The organism is Paenibacillus sp. NPDC057934 (assembly GCF_042887565.1).
Classification (GTDB): Bacteria; Bacillota; Bacilli; order Paenibacillales; family Paenibacillaceae; genus Paenibacillus_AQ.
Genome location: NZ_JBHVPB010000005.1, coordinates 120,677 through 137,995, shown reverse-complemented (window position 1 = coordinate 137,995; position 17,319 = coordinate 120,677). Strand labels below are relative to the sequence as shown.

Genomic DNA, 17,319 nt, shown 5'->3' with positions numbered 1-17,319 from the left:
TGCTTCCGTAGTAGGGGCTTATCCGCCCCCCTACTTAAAGGTTATGCACCGCCTCTTTAAAAATACGCCCGCGCTCTTCATAGGATGTAAACATGTCCCAGCTTGCACATGCAGGTGACAGGAGAACAATGTCTCCTTCTTCCGACAGAGCGGAAGCCTCCCGCACGGCCTGCTCCAGCACGGCGGCGGCGCTCTTCCCATTATCGACGGAGACCACCGCGTTTAATCCTGCCAGCTTCGCCACGTTAACTAGCTTGTCCTTCGTCTCTCCCAACGCCACAAGGGCCTTAACACGGCCGCTTAAGACAGGCAGCAGCTCCAGATAATCCGAACCGCGGTCCAGTCCGCCAGCAATCAACACCACCGGCCGGCGGAAGGAGGTCAGCGCCATCGTAGTCGCTTTGGAATTCGTCGCTTTGGAATTGTTGTAATACGCAGCACCGTTCTTATCGGCGACATATTCCAGGCGGTGCTCCACACCACGGAAAGAAGTTAGAACCGCTGCCAGTCCGGCAGGGTCTGCCCCCGCTGCTATGGCAATGGCGCTGGCAGCCAGCGCATTCTCCACGTTGAAGCGTCCTGGAAGACTGATAGAATCTACCGCAGCGATCTCAATCTCCCGACCCTCCGAATTCCGATAGAGAATGACGCGTTCCAGATCATCTTCTACATCTGGTACATAGGATGGGCTAACAAAGACACCCTGTACCAGTTCCTCTGTCATAGAGAATGGAAGCAGTTCTGCTTTTACATAAGGAACCAACTCACGACAAACCGGGTCATCCCAGTTCAGCACGGCTGTGTCGCTATTCAGTTGATTGGCAAAAATCTTCGCTTTGGAATCCACATAGTCTTTCATGTCCCCATGGTAATCCAGATGCGTCTCAGCTACGTTAAGCAGACAGCCTACCTTCGGTCGGAAGGTCTCTGTCCCTTTAAGCTGGAAGCTGCTAAGTTCAACCACCATCCAGTTGTCCTCAGAGGCCTCCTGTGCGGCCTGACAGAGTGGTGTGCCGATGTTGCCGGCCACTATCGGCTTCATGCCCGCCGCAGCCAGCATCTGGCCCACCCAGGTCGTTGTGGTCGTCTTGCCGTTAGAACCGGTGATACCAATCATCGGCGCGGCACAAAGGCGGTAAGCTACTTCAACCTCTGTCACCACTTCTATGCCGAGTTCCAGCGCTTTTTGCACGGGAGGTACAGAATATGGAATGCCAGGGTTCTTAACCACCAGCTTGATGCCAGGATGAATCAACCCTTCCGGATGCCCACCACATATAACAGAAATTCCCAAAGATTCCAATTCGGAAGCTTCGGGACTTTGTTCTCTTTCTTTTCTATCATTGACAGTAACTACGGCGCCGCGTTCATGCAGCACTTTGGCCACCTGGACGCCGCTCTTGGCAAGACCCAGAACGACGACCTCTTCTCCACGATACAAATCTGGATGTTTCATAGTCTACAACCCCTTGCTAATATAAAGTCCTACGGCCGCCAGCACCAGACTTACCGCCCAGAACGAGATGACGACCCGCCATTCCGACCAGCCGCTGAGTTCAAAGTGATGGTGGATCGGGCTCATTTTGAAAATACGCTTGCCACGAGTTTTGAAGGAAGCTACCTGCAATACAACGGATAGCATTTCTACTACAAATACACCGCCAATGATTAGGAATAACAACTCACTCTTCGTTACGATCGCTATGGCACCAATGGCTCCACCAATCCCGAACGACCCCGTGTCCCCCATGAACACCTTGGCCGGATGGGCGTTAAAGACCAGAAAGCCTAGCACAGCGCCGATCATCGCCGCAGCACATACGCCTGCCGCAATGGAAGTCGTCTGCATGGCAATAACAGCGTAAGCCGCAAGGGCAATCGCACTAACCCCGGACAGCAGACCATCTACGCCATCGGTAAAATTAACAGCATTGGTGACGGCCATCATCATGACGATGACGAATGGATAGTAGAACCAGCCACCCCAATCAAAACTCCATGATGTCCCCGGTACACTGATGCTCGTGCTATGACCCGCAGAAATCAGCAGATAGCACATTACAGCTCCCACGAGGAGCTGTCCGATCAGCTTCTGGCGCGCTGTTAGTCCGAGGGAACGTTTGAAGACGATTTTGATATAGTCATCCAAGAAGCCGATCAGGCCAAAGCCCAGCGCAGCCACAAGAAGAACATAAAAATCTGAGTTTACTACGGAAAACTTAAGAAAAGACAAAGTAAAGGCTACAATGATCACGATTCCGCCCATTGTAGGTGTTCCCGCTTTCTTAAGATGGCTCTGCGGCCCGTCGTCACGAACCTGCTGTCCGAATTTCATCCTGCGCAGCAGCGGAATGAAGAGCGGAGCGGCAATGACCGCAAGGATAAAGGAAACAGCAATAGTAAGTAGCAATAATTGATAATCCATGGGTACACCCCCTCCTAGTGTTCTATGTCTGTTGATAATGTGCATTCAGTGACCCCAGCACTTCTTCCAGTCGCATGCCTCTTGAGCCCTTGAAGAGCACAATATCCCTTGGCGTGCTTTTGGCGATCAGAAGGTCCGTCAGAGACGCTTTATCGGTAAAAGCAAATACTCTGTCCGGCCCGAATGTCTTGGTGGCAGCTTCTGCGATATGTGTAGACAGAGGGCCAAAAGTAAATACAAAATCAAGCTCATCGGCATTCAGGTAGCTACCGATTTCACGGTGAAACCGTTCTTCCTCCGGCCCAAGTTCCAGCATGTCCCCAAGCACGGCGATTTTGCTGCCGCTGCTCTTCATGGCTTGGATGACATCAATCGCTGCCCTCATAGATGTCGGACTGGCGTTGTAGGCATCGTTCAGCAGGGTTAGTCCGCAAGGCACTGAGATCACTTCAATCCTCATACCTGTCAGCCGGAGCTCGCCGAGGCCTTGCTCGATATGCTCCTCCGTAATGCCGAAGTGACGCGCAACCGCCAGCGCAGCCAAAGCATTCACCACATTATGGCGGCCCGGCAGCGGCAGAGTAAAGGCCCACTCGGCATGAAGATGGGAAGTGAAGCTCATTCCCGCACTGTGAGCCATCATACCTGTCGGATAATCATCATTATCTGCGGATAAGCCGAAACGGAAGGTTCTCATCTCTTGCGGAGCCTGGAACCCTGGTTCCTCCATCACTTCCGCAAGCAGTGGCTCATCCCCGTTATAAACGAGCACGCCGCCAGGCTTCAAGCCTTCAGCAATTTCCAGCTTCGCCCGGGCGATCTCCTTACGAGAGCCGAGCTGCAGTAGATGAGACTCGCCAATGTTGGTAATGATAGCGATATCCGGGGGGGCTAGTGAGGCCAGCAGAGCAATTTCCCCTCGACCGCTCATGCCCATCTCCAGGATGGCAATCTCGGTATCGGCAGCCATCGACAGAATCGTTAACGGCAAGCCGATATGATTGTTGAAATTACCTTGTGTCTTATGAACCTTATATTGGCTCTCTAGTAAGGCCATAACGATATCCTTGGTCGTTGTTTTGCCGTTACTACCCGTAATGGCTACGACCTGAGGCTTCACGATATCCAGATAAGAAGCGGACAGCTTCTGAAGAGCTACTAGCGTATCTTCAACGAGAATGACTCCACCCTCAGGGGCAGGTCCCCTATCACGCTGCCAGAGCGTGCCAGCCGCCCCTGCCGCAAGCGATGCAGCACCGTAATCATGTCCATCGAATTTCTCGCCTACCAGTGGAACGAACAGGCAGGCAGGCACAATTTTGCGAGAATCCGTAACGACCCCCGCAACCTCTATATCGGCAGTAGCAGGAGCCAAGAGTTGCCCCCCGCACATAGCGGCGATATTTCCAAGTGTACTAGTAATCAATAGTTTCGGCCCCTTATCACTTCTTTAGCGACGACGCGATCATCGAAATCGTGAACCACTCCGCCGATCAATTGGTAGGTCTCATGACCCTTCCCCGCAATCAATACTACATCGCCGGGGCTTGCCATTTCAATAGCATTCCTAATAGCTTCCCTTCGGTCTGCGATCAGTTCGTAGCGTTCCCGTGCAACCCCATCCTCCACCAATCCGGCTTCGATATCCTGCAATATCAGCAGTGGGTCCTCGGTACGCGGATTGTCGGAGGTAACAAGGATAGCGTCACTGTACTTGGCAGCGATTTTGCCCATTAGAGGACGTTTGGTGCGGTCTCTGTCCCCGCCGCAGCCGAAGACGGTTAGTACCTTGCCCGTTGCAAACTCCCGCACCGCGCGCAATACATTCTCCAGGCCATCCGGGGTATGAGCATAATCCACGATCACCGCAAACTCCTGGCCTTCGTCTACTGATTCTACCCGCCCGGCCACACCGGGTACTGCTTCCAGACTAGCCTTGATCTCCTCTAACGGCACATCCTCCAAAAGAGCGGCCGTAATGGCAGCCAACGCGTTGTACACATTGAACTTGCCGACCATACGCAGCGAAATGTCCGTCTCTCCTTTAAACGTATCCACATGGAAAGATGTTCCTTTTGCAGTAATTGAAATTTGGGATGCACGAACATTGGCTTCATTGTCAATGCCGTATGTAATGACTTCCGCAGCTGTCTGGGCTGCAAAATAGACGCTGGCCCCGTCATCTGCATTCAGCACCGCGTATTTGCGCTCTTCCTTCCAGGGGGAGATCACATTGCCCAGACGGGAGAAGAACAACCCCTTGGCTGCCCGGTACTCCTCCATTGTATGATGATAATCCAAATGATCCTGGGTTAAATTCGTAAATATCGCTGTGCGGAAATCCGTTCCTTTTACGCGTCCTTGCTCCAACGCATGCGAGGACACTTCCATGACGCATAATTCCACGCCTTTGGTCGCCATATCGTTCAGTGAGCGCTGTAGCTCCAGTGATTCCGGCGTGGTGCCAGACATCGGATAGCTTTGACCATCATAGCGCATTTGAATGGTTCCGATGAGTCCTGTCTTCACCTGATGATCTTCCATGATCCGTTCGATAAGATAGGTTGTCGTAGTCTTACCGTTGGTGCCCGTGATACCGATCATGCGCATACGGCTGCTCGGGGAACCGAAAAAGGCATTAGACAGCACAGACATCGCAAAACGACTGTCGCCTACTACAATTTGCGGCACATCAAGGTCAAGTCTTCGTTCCGCCACAATAGCAGCAGCTCCGTTTGCCACAGCCTGCGAGGCGTATTCATGTCCGTCTACAGTGTGGCCGGGCAGACAGATGAACAAGTCACCTGACTGTACCCGGCGGGAATCAGTCTGCAGATTCTTGATCTCAATATCTCCTGCCCCGTATAGCCGTGATACAGCGAGACAGGAAGCCAATTCATTAACTTTCATAGTAATCCCTCACTCTACATTTTCGGATAAGAGATATAGTAGTATACCTCTTGGGATGCATATTTGATACTGACGCTCTGGCGGTCTGTCACTCCATCCATTACTGGTTATTCGGGTGATGCACCCATGTAAATGCGGATGGTCGATCCCCGTTCCACTCTGGCTCCCGGCTTGGGGGCCTGATTGATTACGGTATTACCCGTTCCGGAGCGGGCCAGTGTAAAGTTCATATTCAGATCTTCATAAATATCTTGTACGGTGGCGCCGGTGAGATCTGGCACAGTCACAATTGGCGTTTCACCGTATTTATAATTCTTGGCTAGCTGATCAGTCCGTTCAGGCACCTTCATGTAATGCAAGGAGTCTTCCAAAATATTCTGTACAATTGGCGCAGCGACAACGCCCCCGAACTGAATGCCTTTCGGATTATCCACCGCCGTATAAACAACGATTTGCGGATCATCCGCTGGCGCAAAACCGACAAAAGAAACGATGTGTTCTGTCGGAGAGTAGCGGCCATTAATGACCTTCTGTGCAGTACCCGTCTTGCCACCTACTCGGTATCCATCAATAAAAGCCGGGCGGCCAGTGCCTTTGGCAACCACGCTCTCCAGCGCAGCCCGAACCTTCTTCGAGGTCTCCTCAGAAATAACCTCCCGTACCAGTTCAGGTTCCACCTCTGAGACGGTTTCTCCTGTATCCGGGTTAATCCAGGCTTTGGCTACATGCGGTTTATACAACTTGCCGCCATTAATAGCTGCCGATACTGCTGTGATCTGCTGAATCGGTGTAACCGAGACACCTTGGCCAAACGCCGTGGTTGCCAACTCGACGGGACCCACCTGCGATGGCTTGAACAGGATACCGTTCGATTCCCCGTTCAAATCAATTCCCGTCTTGCTGCCAAAACCGAAATCCCGGATGTATTTGAACAATGAGTCCTTACCCAGCCGCTGACCCAGAGCCACGAAGCCCGGGTTGCAAGAGTTCTCCACAACCTGCAGGAAGGTCTGGCTGCCATGGCCGCCTTTCTTCCAGCAACGGAGTCTGGCCCCGCCGACCTCGATAAAACCAGGATCAAAAAAGTGATCGTTCTGCAGATCAACCTTCCCCTCCTGAAGTGCAGCCGCTAGGGTAATAATTTTAAAAGTGGACCCTGGCTCGTAGGTCATCCAGATCGGCAAGTTCCGGTTATAGGTCTGAGCATCATATTCCTTGTACTTCCCTGGCTCATACCCCGGCCTGCTGGCCATCGCCAGAATCTCGCCATTCTTGGGATTCATGGCAATGGCCCAACTCCCCTGAGCCTGATACTTCACCATCGCCTGATCCAGCTCTCGTTCCATAATCGACTGGATCTGCTTATCAATCGTCAGTTCCAGATTAAGACCATCCTGAGGCTTGGAATACTTCTCAGAGGAACCTGGCATTAATCGCCCACCGGCATCGGAGAGATAAGAGATATTACCACCAATGCCTTGTAGCAGCTTGTCATAGATGCTTTCTACTCCGGTAATGCCCTGATTGTCTATCCCTGTAAAGCCTAGGATATGAGCTGCAAGATCACCGTAGGGGTAATAGCGTTTGCTATCCTCAGCCACAACGATGCCCGGCAGCTTCAAATCACGAATTTCGGCAGCAAGCTCCATCGTAATTTTACGGCCGCCGGGCTGCAGTCTCACCGAGGCTTTCTTTTGGGACAGCATAGGCACAAGCTTCTCCTTGGTCATGCCAAGCAAGGGTGCCAACTGCTGTGCTGTCGTCTCTTTATCTTTTACTTGCACAGGAATAGCGTAGATCGTAGGTGAACTGATGTTATAGGCCAGCGGAACACCTTCGCGGTCCAATATTTCACCGCGCTTGGCGGTAAAGGGAATATTCCGGCGCCAAGAATCCTCAGCCTTGGCAGTCAATTCCTGGCCTTTGGACAATTGTACATAAGCCAGCCGAACTGCCAGCGAACCAAACAACAAAGCCAGTCCCAGCAGCGTCCACAACATTCTTCGCCGGCTTGTAACCTTCGATACCTTCATACCGTTCTCCCCCGTTTCCCAGGTAATAGACATGCGCTCTTACCTTCATGACTATTCGGGACAAACAGGGGTTAGAACAAGCCTATGGTTTGCTTTTGCCCTCACTACCTCCGTCCGGAGGTGGATCAGCTGCCTGATCTCCCCCTGGCTCGTTAAGCGGAGTTAGTTTGAGGGTGATAAGCTTCTTGCCATTCTTCGTACTCTCTACTTGCTCTGTTACATAACCTTCACCCTGTACAACGATTCCAACCTTGAGAAGGCTGAGTACTTCCAGCGCATCGCGCAAGGACTGTCCCTTCAAGTCCGGAATGATCGACGAATCTCCCTCCTGACTCAGCAGATAAATCCGCTGGCCTGAAGCAAGCTTCGTTCCACCAGCAGGATACTGACTGACCACAGAAGCTCCTTGACCAACAGTCTCGAAATCATATCCACCGCTAAGCAGAAGTTCACGGGCCTCCTTCATCGTTTTCCCTTTAAGATCTGGGGCCGTGCGCAGAACCGGAGCCGCCGCTTTGACCGGTTCTTTGCTGTTTTTATCATCTTTGGTGACATTCTTCGGAACACCCATGTATTGCAGCGACTGAGAGACAATCTCCTTGAACACTGGTCCCGCTGCCGTTCCGCCGCCTACCTCGACGTTCGGCTCGTCAATGATGACGATGACAGCAATTTTCGGATCATTCACGGGTGCATAGCCAATAAAGGATACAAGTACTTTGGATTTTACATAGTCCTGACCCTCAACCTTAATAGCCGTCCCCGTCTTCCCTGCTACCCGGTAGCCCTCAATATAAGCATGGCGTCCAGTACCGATAGTCTGGTCAGCAACAACCTGTTCCAGATAGCCCCCGGTCTCCCTAGCGCTTTCCTCCGAAATCACCTGCCGCACAACCTCTGGCTTGGTAACTGCCGTCTGTCCAGTATTCGGGTTGGTCACTTCCTTGACCACATGTGGAACCATCAGCTTGCCGCCGTTGGCAATAGCTGCAACCGCCGTTAACTGTTCGATCGGGGTTACCTGCACTTTACCATGACCATAAGCCAGTGTGGCAAATTCAACGGGGTATTGGGGCGATACTCTACCCGTTACTTCCCCCGGCAAATCGATACCTGTTTTCTCTTTAAAACCAAAATCTTGAATATACTTTAAAAGTCTATCCTGTCCTAGCATTTCATAACCTAGTTTGACGAAAGCTACGTTACTGGAGCGTTTTACACCCTCAAGAAACGAGATTTGGCCCCAGCCGGCTTTTTTGATATCATGCAGTGACTTGCTATAGCCCTTGATCCGAATCGATCCGGACATGAATGTATCATCAGGCTTGAACAACTTCTCTTGCACTGCCCCGGCCAGTGTAGCAATCTTGAATGTAGAGCCAGGCTCATAAATGGACTGGATGGCATGATTTCGGAAATCACCTTGATTTTTAGTTTCCCAAAAAGCATTAGGGTTGAAGGTGGGCATATTCGCCATCCCCAGAATCTCCATTGTGTTCGGATCTGCCGCGATGACAGTCATGCTCTTTGGCTTATACTGGTTAAAGGCCTTCTTCATTGCCTCTTCGATATAATACTGAATGGTACTATCAATCGTCAGCTTGAAATTGTTTCCATTGACAACTGGTTGATAAGATTCTTCGGCATTGGGCAGCTTGACTCCCTTACCGTCACTCTTATAGAGTAACTGACCATCCTTACCTTTCAACTGATCGTCAAAGTACTTCTCGAAACCCATAACGGCATTGCCGTCACGGTCTGTATACCCGAGAACATGGGCCGCAAAAGTATTCTTGGGATAATACCTTTTCTGTTCCCGTACAAATCCGAGCCCCGTCTCCTGAATCTTATGCTCTTCTTTCAGCTTATCTCGAAAAGCCACTACTTTCTCATAAAGATCCTGATCGATTTTCCAGCCTTCGTTACGAATTTCGCGGTTCTTCAAAAAATTACCGTTCTCATCCTTGGCTTCAACCAGTTTCCGCAGTTCATTCTCCGGCTTCTTCAGCAGATCCTTAAGCCCGGCGATCACCTCTTCGCCAATACCATTCTCGTTAATCACCTCAGGGTTTACAACAACAGTGTACGCTGGAACGTCGCTGGCCAATGTACTTCCATTGCGGTCGGTAATCACCCCGCGGGTCGCCTTGATTGTGGAGGTATGCGCCCACTGCTTTTGTGCCCGTTCCTGCCAGAAATCCCCGTTTAGCACCTGGATATAGAATACCCTTCCGACCAAAACAAGAAAAAAGAGGGTGATACACCCTCCTATAAACAGCGTGCGAAGTTTTATTCTTTTAATCATACCTAACCTCACAGACTCTATTATTGCGATCTTGCCAATCGCTTACTAGTTATCTCCGTCAGTAGATGTTCCTGATTTCGGAACAAATATCGTAGTATCCTCATTGGGTGGGACAAATCCCAGTTCCTTGGCTTTTTGCGGGATCAACTGTTCCAGCGTCTGTTTCTCCATCTGGTATGTAGCGATCTGCTTCTTATCTCTGGCAATTTCAGCATCCAGCTTCTGCGCTTGCTTGTTCAAATCGTAAATATGAACGTAACGCCAAATCAGGGTGACGGCTACCAGGACAAATACACTTAGAGTCAGCATGTACAGCAGCTTCTCTTGCATGGGGAGCACCATTCGCCTGGTGACTACTTTTGTCTTCTCGCGGTATAGTGGGTTTTTTTCTTCTTTTCTTTTGGGCTGGACTGCCAAGTTGCCGCGGGTATAGGCCATCTCTGACTCTCCTTTATCGTAATTTACAATTTCTCTGCAATACGCAGCTTCGCTGAACGGGCACGAGAGTTAAGCTCAAGCTCTTCCTCGGAAGGCAAGCGTGGTTTGCGATTGATCAGCTTGAGCGAGCCTTCAGCACCGCATACACATAGCGGAAAATCAGGTGGGCATGTGCATTTGCTGACATAACTGCTCAGAATCTGCTTGCAAATTCGATCTTCCAACGAGTGGAAGGTGATGACAGATACTCTTCCTCCAGGCGCCAGGCAGCGTACCGCTCCGTGCAACCCTTCTTCAAAAGCACCTAATTCATCATTTACAGCAATGCGCAAGGCCTGGAAACTACGTTTGGCAGGATGTCCGCCAGTTCTGCGCGCAGCCGCAGGGATACCTTCCTTGATCAACTCTACTAATTCGCCAGTGTTCTCTATAGTCTTCTCGGCTCTCCGCGCTACAATGCGTCCGGCAATCCGTCGCGAGAATTTCTCTTCTCCATATTGGAAAAGAACGCGTGCGATCTCCTGCTCGGACCAAGTGTTCACAATATCAGCTGCAGTCAACATTCCCGACTGGTCCATTCGCATATCCAGCGGCGCATCGTGATTGTAGCTGAAGCCGCGTTCCCCCTCGTCGAACTGGGGCGATGAGACGCCAAGATCAAAGAGAATCCCGTCAACCTGGGGAACTCCGTCTTTCTTCGGGACAAAAGGCACATCTCTAAGCACATATTCCAAATCACGGAAATTCGTCTTCACAAGAACAACTTTATCCCCGTATTCAGCCAGTTTTTCCTTGGCGTTGTTCAGGGCCCAGTCATCTTGATCCAAGCAGATTAAACGGCCTTCTCCGCTGAGTTTGGAAGCGATAAGTGAGCTGTGACCTGCCCCGCCGAGCGTGCAATCTACATAGATTCCGTCTTTTTTGATGTGCAGCCCTTCTGTCGCTTCTTCTTTAAGCACCGTGATGTGATGAAACAAGCTGCATCCCTCCAGGACAGTATTCGATATTTGTGTGGTTTATAGATCAAAGTTGAAATCGACCAATTTCTCGGCAATCTCGTTGAATGATTCTTCTGACTGTTCGAAGTACTGCTCCCAAAGCCCCTTGTTCCAGATCTCCACCCGGTTAGAAACGCCTAGAATAACACAGTCCTTGTCCAGCTTGGCATACTGCCGTAAATTACCCGGCAAGTTTACCCTGCCCTGCTTGTCCCAGACGCATTCTGTCGCTCCCGAGAAAAAAAAGCGGCTGAATGCGCGGGCATCCGATTTCATCAACGATAGGGTTTTGAGCTTTTGCTCCATGATGCCCCATTCTTCCATGGGGTAAACAAAAAGGCAGGAGTCAAGTCCGCGGGTCGCCACGAAGGAAGTTCCGAGCATTTCACGGAACTTGGCCGGAATAATAATTCGGCCTTTCTCGTCGATACTATGCTGGTATTCACCCATGAACATAGTTTTCCCACTCCCGCTCCCCAAATCCCCACTTTACCCCACTTTTCACCACCTAAGCATAATAGATTCGCCGTTAAAAATCAAAAACCTTTTTCCAGACCAAGGTAATTGTTTCCTAAATGTAAAATCACATCTAAGCGCCTATACATATGGTTCCAAGGTCCTGTTCGACCTCTGTTCACCCCTGTATAAATTACCAGAAACACGCAAGAAACCGCCCGACCGGAATATGCTTCCGGCAGAACGGCTTCTGCATCGTATCCACTATGCAAAGTTACATATATATCATGCGGTGGGTACCGCTGTAATCAGCAGGAACAGCCATTAGATTATCAAGCCAATCTGGTCCATACCGGTTCAAGTAGTACATGATGTTGTAGACTCTCTCCTGCAGCTTTCCTTGCGGCATTAGGGACAACTCAATCCGTTCCCACTGTCGCAGTGCCGCTTCATTCTGCTTCTCGACAGCATCCAGAGCTTTGGCTTGCAAGAAAGAGATCTGATCCAAGATCTTGTCCTTATTATTACTTCCCAGCTTCAGCAGTCCGGCCTGTATAGTGCCAAGCTGTTCAATCAAAGGCTCGTAGAGCGCATTGAATGCTGCTTTTGTTTCTTCAAAACGGGCTCCCAGACGAAGCTCGTCCTGCGCAGTCAACCATTCCTGTCTCTTACTGTCCAGTCCCTGATGTACATCAGGGACTCCGATTCCGTACTTGTCCATATGCTTTTGAAGCGTGCCCTCCACCAGGGTGAAAGACATCCGCGGCATAATCAGCGGCATGGTCCCGCCCAACGTACGGAATGCCTGATGAGGAATGGCCCAGTAAGCAATCTCTCCCTGTCCAAGCACCGTAGCCAATGTAGGCAATAGATAGTCTTGCATGAGCGGCCGGGTCAGCACATTATTGCTGAAACGCTCTGGGTGGGTATACAGTATATCCAGAAGTGCTTCTTTAGAAAAGGATACAGTTCCTTTACGGTCTGTAAAGAAACCATCCTTCTTGTGTAGCAGCAAGCGTGTGCCTTCATGAATATAGAACAGGTTGGCACTACCTTCTGTCACATCGGCCTGAAGCTCGTACCCGCTATCACGAATAGCGGTAGCCGCATTTAGATAGGCTGTCTCCAGTTCTCCATTCTCCCGGATCAACGTTTCAAAAAACGGCTGCTCCAACTTGCGTAGACAGGGATCAGCAGAATCAAGCAGGATCAGACCAAATTTTCCAAACAGATTCCCCATCAGCTTGGCAAAAAGATCTGTCATGTTATTGGAAGCAGAAGAGGCTTCACGAATGAATTCCATAATCCCTGCTTTAAACTCGCTGTCCTGCAGCAGTTCATCCAGTTGAGCTACGGCTTGCTGCCAGCTTTCTTCTTCAACCTTGATATCGCTAACCGATGAACGCACATCTCCGGATTTCTCAATCTTGATCTTACTGATTTCTCCGCTGCGGTTCAGCACATAGGTATGATTGACCTCATCCCAGTCATGATCTTCCCCGGCAATCCAAAATAATGGAACAACAGGCCGGCCCAATTGCTCTCCGGCTTCTTTTGCCGCCAATATGGTTGTCATTGCCTTATATATCACAAGCAGTGGTCCCGTGAACAACCCACTTTGCTGGCCACCGGAAATTACCAGCGTTCCCGGCTGCTCCAGTAGTGCAAGCGAAGACATTACTGCCTCATGTGAATTGTGCGCTTCATTATAACTCCGCAGGCAAGCTGCCACCTGCGCCCGGTCAGCACGCAAGGCCTCACGGCTGTCCAGCCATTCCGCCCGCAACACTCTGCTGCCTTCATTACGGAAGTCACCACCGTATAAATGTTCTACCGTCTCATAACGGTTCATATAGTCCCTGGCAAGCGCAGATCCGCCCGCAAGCGGCTCCGTTACAATCTTCATTGCTGTAGCCTCCTGTCTGCTATCTCTGCTATATATAAATTACAGAGTGATAAACTCTATCTGATTGTATCCAAAGGAGGGGACTTCGTCAAAGAGTCACTTATCTTAAACCGAAAATCAAGGTTGGGCTGACTACCTATCGATCTTAATTTTTATTTATTTAGTATGCATTCATTAGGCTCAACCTTATCCTTTAATCACCATAAAAATGCACCCCTTAGAATCTCATCAGATAACCGAGCGGTTAATCCAATAGCCATTCTAAGGGGTGCACTTCAAAATCATCATACTATTATGATGATTTTGAAATTCATTTAATATTAAGCATACGCTTTGGACACAAAATGCCCTTTGGATACCTCAACCAACTGCGAATCCGCCTCAGTATCTTTCTGGCCTTGAGTATAAATCGGCGTTTTCAATTCATCATGGAAATGAATCCGCTTCTTGTTCGCCTCAATCTCCGGATCAGGAACTGGTATTGCAGATAGCAATGATTTGGTATATGGATGTATCGGGTTCGAATACAGTTCTTCACTTTCTGCAAGCTCCACCATTTTCCCAAGATACATTACCGCTACTCGGTCACTGATGTGCTTAACCATAGATAAATCATGGGCAATAAAGAGGTATGTCAATCCAATGCGATCTTGAAGTTCTTTAAGAAGATTGACAACTTGCGCCTGAATGGATACGTCCAGTGCAGAAATTGGTTCGTCACAAACAATAAATTTCGGGTTGACGGCAAGCGCTCGAGCAATACCGATCCGTTGACGTTGTCCACCGGAAAATTCATGAGCATACCGAGTGGCATGGTCATGATTCAGACCAACCATATCCAATAATTCTTCAATACGTTTTTTGCGCTCGCTACTACTTCCAGCCATACCGTGGATGTCCAACGCCTCGCCAATAATATCCGAAACGGTAAATCGCGGATTCAGAGATGCATATGGATCCTGAAAGATCATCTGCATATCCCGACGAAAAGCCTTCATTTTTCCTGAGGATAATTTATAGATGTCAGTCCCGTTATATTTCACGCTTCCGGCAGTAGGCTCATACAAACGAAGAACCGTACGTCCTGCTGTAGTTTTACCACAACCAGACTCACCTACCATACCCAGCGTTTCTCCCTCGCGGATATTAAAGCTGATATTATCAACCGCTTTAAGTACCTTGCCTTTACCTACATTAAAATATTTTTTAAGACCTTCTACTTCAATCAAGTTCTTACTCATAAGAACTGCACCTCCTTGGCCATCAAATGCAGATTCCAGCAATGCAGCAAATACACATATACTGAATTCTGTGACACCGGGATCGAACCATTCACATGTATGTACCTTATCACAATAACGTACAGTGACAGATAGACGATCGGTGATTAAAAGAATAAGGCTGTGTGTCGCTAATTAAAACAACATCTCTTCCATTCATGTTACAAGCAACATTACATTCTGAAGAATAGTAACGTTAAGCAAAACGCCGCTCGTCTTTAATCAGCACTCAGGACACAAAATAACGCGATAGTAACCAACAACTATCGCATACCCGAAAAATTGTGAGAATGTTGATTACAACGGATACCTGTATCATTTATATCAACCAGGTTCAGCACTCCAATACCTTATGATGGACTCAAATGCTGATCATGCTTGATATTGGGTCAGAACTTTAGCAATCGTTTTCGATGTTATGACCCTTCTGAATGTCTTTTTAAATTAACGAGAAGATCAGAGGAAATCATGAATTAAACAGTTATGCTGAAAAACACTGAACTTGTAAAATTGATTTCCCCAGAATCCTTATTTTTTCAATTTAGGATCCAATGCATCCCGAAGACCATCACCTAGAACGTTAAATGCAAGCATAGTCACACTAATCGCGACGGCAGGGAAAATCATCCGCCAAGGATAAGTCATCCAACCAGTTCTGGCATCGTTAACCATAGAACCAAGTGATGCAACTGGTGCTTGAACACCTAGACCTAGGAAACTTAAGAAAGCTTCTGCAAAAATCGCATTTGGAACAGAAAGAGTAATGGTTACAATGATCGGCCCCACTGCATTCGGCAACAAATGGCGGAACAATAGACGACCAGATCCTGCCCCCATCGAACGTGAAGCGAGAACAAATTCACGATTTTTGAGTTGCATGATCTCACCGCGAACAATCCATGACATATTAATCCAGCCTGTAATTGTTAACGCCAAAATAATTGTGCCTAAACTAGGCTCTAAAACAACCAGCAAAAGAATTGTAACAAGCAGGTAAGGAATAGAATAAAGAATTTCCGAGAATTTATTCATAATCTCATCTACACGCCCGCCAAAATATCCCATGACTCCACCGTATATAACCCCGATGAGCAAGTCAATCATGGCTGCAGCCAATCCGACGATAAGTGAAATACGTGCGCCCATCCAAGTCCGTACCCACATATCCCGTCCCAAATCATCGGTTCCAAACCAATGCTCTGATGAAGGAGGCTGATTAGTATTCAACAAATCATTTGAGTAGTAATTGAATTTCGAAATAAACGGACCAACAATCGCTGCGATTATAATGATAATCATCGCAATTAAAGCTGTCATGGCCATTTTATTTTGACGCAAACGGTACATGGAGTCTTTCCAAGCAGAAATACTCTCACGTTCTATAGTTTCGGCTACCTTTTTATCTGTACCAACCTGCACGAAATCCTCCGGCTTAAGTTGTGTACTCTGCGATGATATGGTTTGATTTGCAGACAAAACTAACCCTCCTTTCTTCCAACAAGCTTAACTCGAGGATCGATAAACACATACAGAATATCTGTTGCAAAACGCGCAAGCATAAGTAACACTCCGTAGAAAATAGTTATCCCCATAATGAGCGTATAATCTCGAACACCAATAGCTTGTACGAATTGCTTTCCGATTCCGCCAATACCAAAAATTTGTTCAATAACCACTGAACCCGTTACAATGTTAGCCGTCATCGGTCCAACATAGGTAACTACAGGCATTATTCCGTTACGAATGACATGTTTAAACATGATGTGAGCCCAGCTTAATCCCTTGGCTTTTGCAGTTTTAATATACTCTGCATGTAGGACTTCAAGCATACTGGAACGTGTCAAGCGAGCGATAAATGCAATCGGCTGAAAACTTAACGCAGCTACCGGCAATACATAATCCAGTGGCCCAGTGAAGCCCATAACTCTGAACATGTGCAATTTATAAGAGAAGACATACTGGAGTAGAGCAGCGACTAAAAAGCTCGGTACAGCAATACCTAAGACCGCCACCACCATTGCTAAATTATCAATTAGGCGCCTATGATACAAGGCGGCAAGCATACCCAAAAGTACACCCACTACAACTGACACAATTATAGCAACTAGTCCAAGTTTTAAAGAAGCAGAGAATGTTTTTCCAATCAAGCCACTTACATCTTGGTTCAACTGCTTCATAGAGATCCCTAAATCACCTTGCGCAATATTCCCCATGTACTTCAGATATTGCTTCCAGACAGGTTGGTCCAGACCGTACTGCTGGTAAAGTCTAGCTTGTACTTCAGGTGGAACTTTCTTTTCAGACATAAATGGATCGCCAGGTATTGCTTTCATTAGAAAAAATGTTGCAGTGATGAGAATCAAAATAGATACTAGCATGTAGAAAAATTTATTTAAAAAATAACGCACCATATCCTACTGCGCACCTCCTTTTTCGAGTTAAAAAACAATCCTTTTCAATTGTAGGAAAAACCAGACCTCTTGTCCAATACATGTTTATGGATAATGAGGAAAAAATACACATCATTGGACTTACACAAAAAAACGGGATATATATGATGTGTTACCA

General features: G+C 48.4%; 13 protein-coding genes. All 13 read right to left on the bottom strand.

Going from position 1 to position 17,319, the window contains the following annotated elements:
- Positions 1-34 precede the first annotated feature (34 nt).
- Entirely contained in the window at positions 35-1,456 is a 1,422-nt protein-coding gene (murD, locus tag ACFVRY_RS12925) for a UDP-N-acetylmuramoyl-L-alanine--D-glutamate ligase (RefSeq protein ID WP_387500595.1), read from the bottom strand.
- 3 nt (positions 1,457-1,459) lie between these two features.
- Positions 1,460-2,425, bottom strand: coding sequence for a phospho-N-acetylmuramoyl-pentapeptide-transferase (gene mraY, locus ACFVRY_RS12920; RefSeq protein ID WP_175372879.1), 966 nt, complete (start codon positions 2,423-2,425; stop codon positions 1,460-1,462).
- Between the two features lie 22 nt (positions 2,426-2,447).
- Positions 2,448-3,851, bottom strand: a complete 1,404-nt coding sequence (locus ACFVRY_RS12915; protein WP_387500594.1) for a UDP-N-acetylmuramoyl-tripeptide--D-alanyl-D-alanine ligase — start codon at positions 3,849-3,851, stop codon at positions 2,448-2,450.
- On the bottom strand, positions 3,848-5,335 hold the full coding sequence (locus ACFVRY_RS12910; protein ID WP_387500593.1) for a UDP-N-acetylmuramoyl-L-alanyl-D-glutamate--2,6-diaminopimelate ligase: 1,488 nt from the start codon (positions 5,333-5,335) through the stop codon (positions 3,848-3,850). Before ACFVRY_RS12910 ends, ACFVRY_RS12915 begins: the two co-directional genes overlap by 4 nt.
- A gap of 107 nt (positions 5,336-5,442) precedes the next feature.
- Positions 5,443-7,368 carry a stage V sporulation protein D gene (locus tag ACFVRY_RS12905; RefSeq protein ID WP_387500964.1) on the bottom strand — a complete coding sequence of 642 codons (1,926 nt, stop codon included), beginning with the start codon at positions 7,366-7,368 and terminating at the stop codon, positions 5,443-5,445.
- An 82-nt stretch (positions 7,369-7,450) separates the two neighbouring features.
- The gene (locus ACFVRY_RS12900) at positions 7,451-9,673 is read right to left on the bottom strand and encodes a penicillin-binding transpeptidase domain-containing protein (protein WP_387500592.1); all 2,223 of its coding nucleotides are present in this window, start codon (positions 9,671-9,673) and stop codon (positions 7,451-7,453) included.
- Positions 9,674-9,718: 45 nt separating this feature from the next.
- Positions 9,719-10,111, bottom strand: coding sequence for a septum formation initiator family protein (locus ACFVRY_RS12895; RefSeq protein ID WP_066364151.1), 393 nt, complete (start codon positions 10,109-10,111; stop codon positions 9,719-9,721).
- 23 nt (positions 10,112-10,134) lie between these two features.
- Positions 10,135-11,088, bottom strand: coding sequence for a 16S rRNA (cytosine(1402)-N(4))-methyltransferase RsmH (rsmH, locus tag ACFVRY_RS12890; protein WP_387500591.1), 954 nt, complete (start codon positions 11,086-11,088; stop codon positions 10,135-10,137).
- A gap of 39 nt (positions 11,089-11,127) precedes the next feature.
- Complete coding sequence (gene mraZ / locus ACFVRY_RS12885) at positions 11,128-11,565, bottom strand: division/cell wall cluster transcriptional repressor MraZ (RefSeq protein WP_387500590.1); 438 nt, start codon at positions 11,563-11,565, stop codon at positions 11,128-11,130.
- Between the two features lie 274 nt (positions 11,566-11,839).
- Positions 11,840-13,471, bottom strand: a complete 1,632-nt coding sequence (gene bshC, locus ACFVRY_RS12880; protein ID WP_387500589.1) for a bacillithiol biosynthesis cysteine-adding enzyme BshC — start codon at positions 13,469-13,471, stop codon at positions 11,840-11,842.
- 320 nt (positions 13,472-13,791) lie between these two features.
- On the bottom strand, positions 13,792-14,712 hold the full coding sequence (locus ACFVRY_RS12875; RefSeq protein ID WP_387500588.1) for an ABC transporter ATP-binding protein: 921 nt from the start codon (positions 14,710-14,712) through the stop codon (positions 13,792-13,794).
- Positions 14,713-15,279: 567 nt separating this feature from the next.
- Positions 15,280-16,227 (bottom strand): ABC transporter permease, encoded by a 948-nt coding sequence (locus tag ACFVRY_RS12870; RefSeq protein WP_387500587.1) that lies wholly within the window; start codon positions 16,225-16,227, stop codon positions 15,280-15,282.
- 2 nt (positions 16,228-16,229) lie between these two features.
- A complete protein-coding gene (locus ACFVRY_RS12865; RefSeq protein ID WP_387500586.1) occupies positions 16,230-17,162 on the bottom strand; it encodes an ABC transporter permease in 933 nt (310 codons plus the stop codon).
- Positions 17,163-17,319: the final 157 nt, after the last annotated feature.

What these genes read in the sequence shown, in the direction of transcription:
- murD (WP_387500595.1), bottom strand. Translation starts at nt 1,456, where the DNA reads ATGAAACATCCAGATTTGTATCGTGGAGAAGAGGTCGTCGTTCTGGGT.
- mraY (WP_175372879.1), bottom strand. Translation starts at nt 2,425, where the DNA reads ATGGATTATCAATTATTGCTACTTACTATTGCTGTTTCCTTTATCCTT.
- ACFVRY_RS12910 (WP_387500593.1), bottom strand. Translation starts at nt 5,335, where the DNA reads ATGAAAGTTAATGAATTGGCTTCCTGTCTCGCTGTATCACGGCTATAC.
- ACFVRY_RS12905 (WP_387500964.1), bottom strand. Translation starts at nt 7,368, where the DNA reads ATGAAGGTATCGAAGGTTACAAGCCGGCGAAGAATGTTGTGGACGCTG.
- ACFVRY_RS12900 (WP_387500592.1), bottom strand. Translation starts at nt 9,673, where the DNA reads ATGATTAAAAGAATAAAACTTCGCACGCTGTTTATAGGAGGGTGTATC.
- ACFVRY_RS12895 (WP_066364151.1), bottom strand. Translation starts at nt 10,111, where the DNA reads ATGGCCTATACCCGCGGCAACTTGGCAGTCCAGCCCAAAAGAAAAGAA.
- mraZ (WP_387500590.1), bottom strand. Translation starts at nt 11,565, where the DNA reads ATGTTCATGGGTGAATACCAGCATAGTATCGACGAGAAAGGCCGAATT.
- bshC (WP_387500589.1), bottom strand. Translation starts at nt 13,471, where the DNA reads ATGAAGATTGTAACGGAGCCGCTTGCGGGCGGATCTGCGCTTGCCAGG.
- ACFVRY_RS12875 (WP_387500588.1), bottom strand. Translation starts at nt 14,712, where the DNA reads ATGAGTAAGAACTTGATTGAAGTAGAAGGTCTTAAAAAATATTTTAAT.
- ACFVRY_RS12865 (WP_387500586.1), bottom strand. Translation starts at nt 17,162, where the DNA reads ATGGTGCGTTATTTTTTAAATAAATTTTTCTACATGCTAGTATCTATT.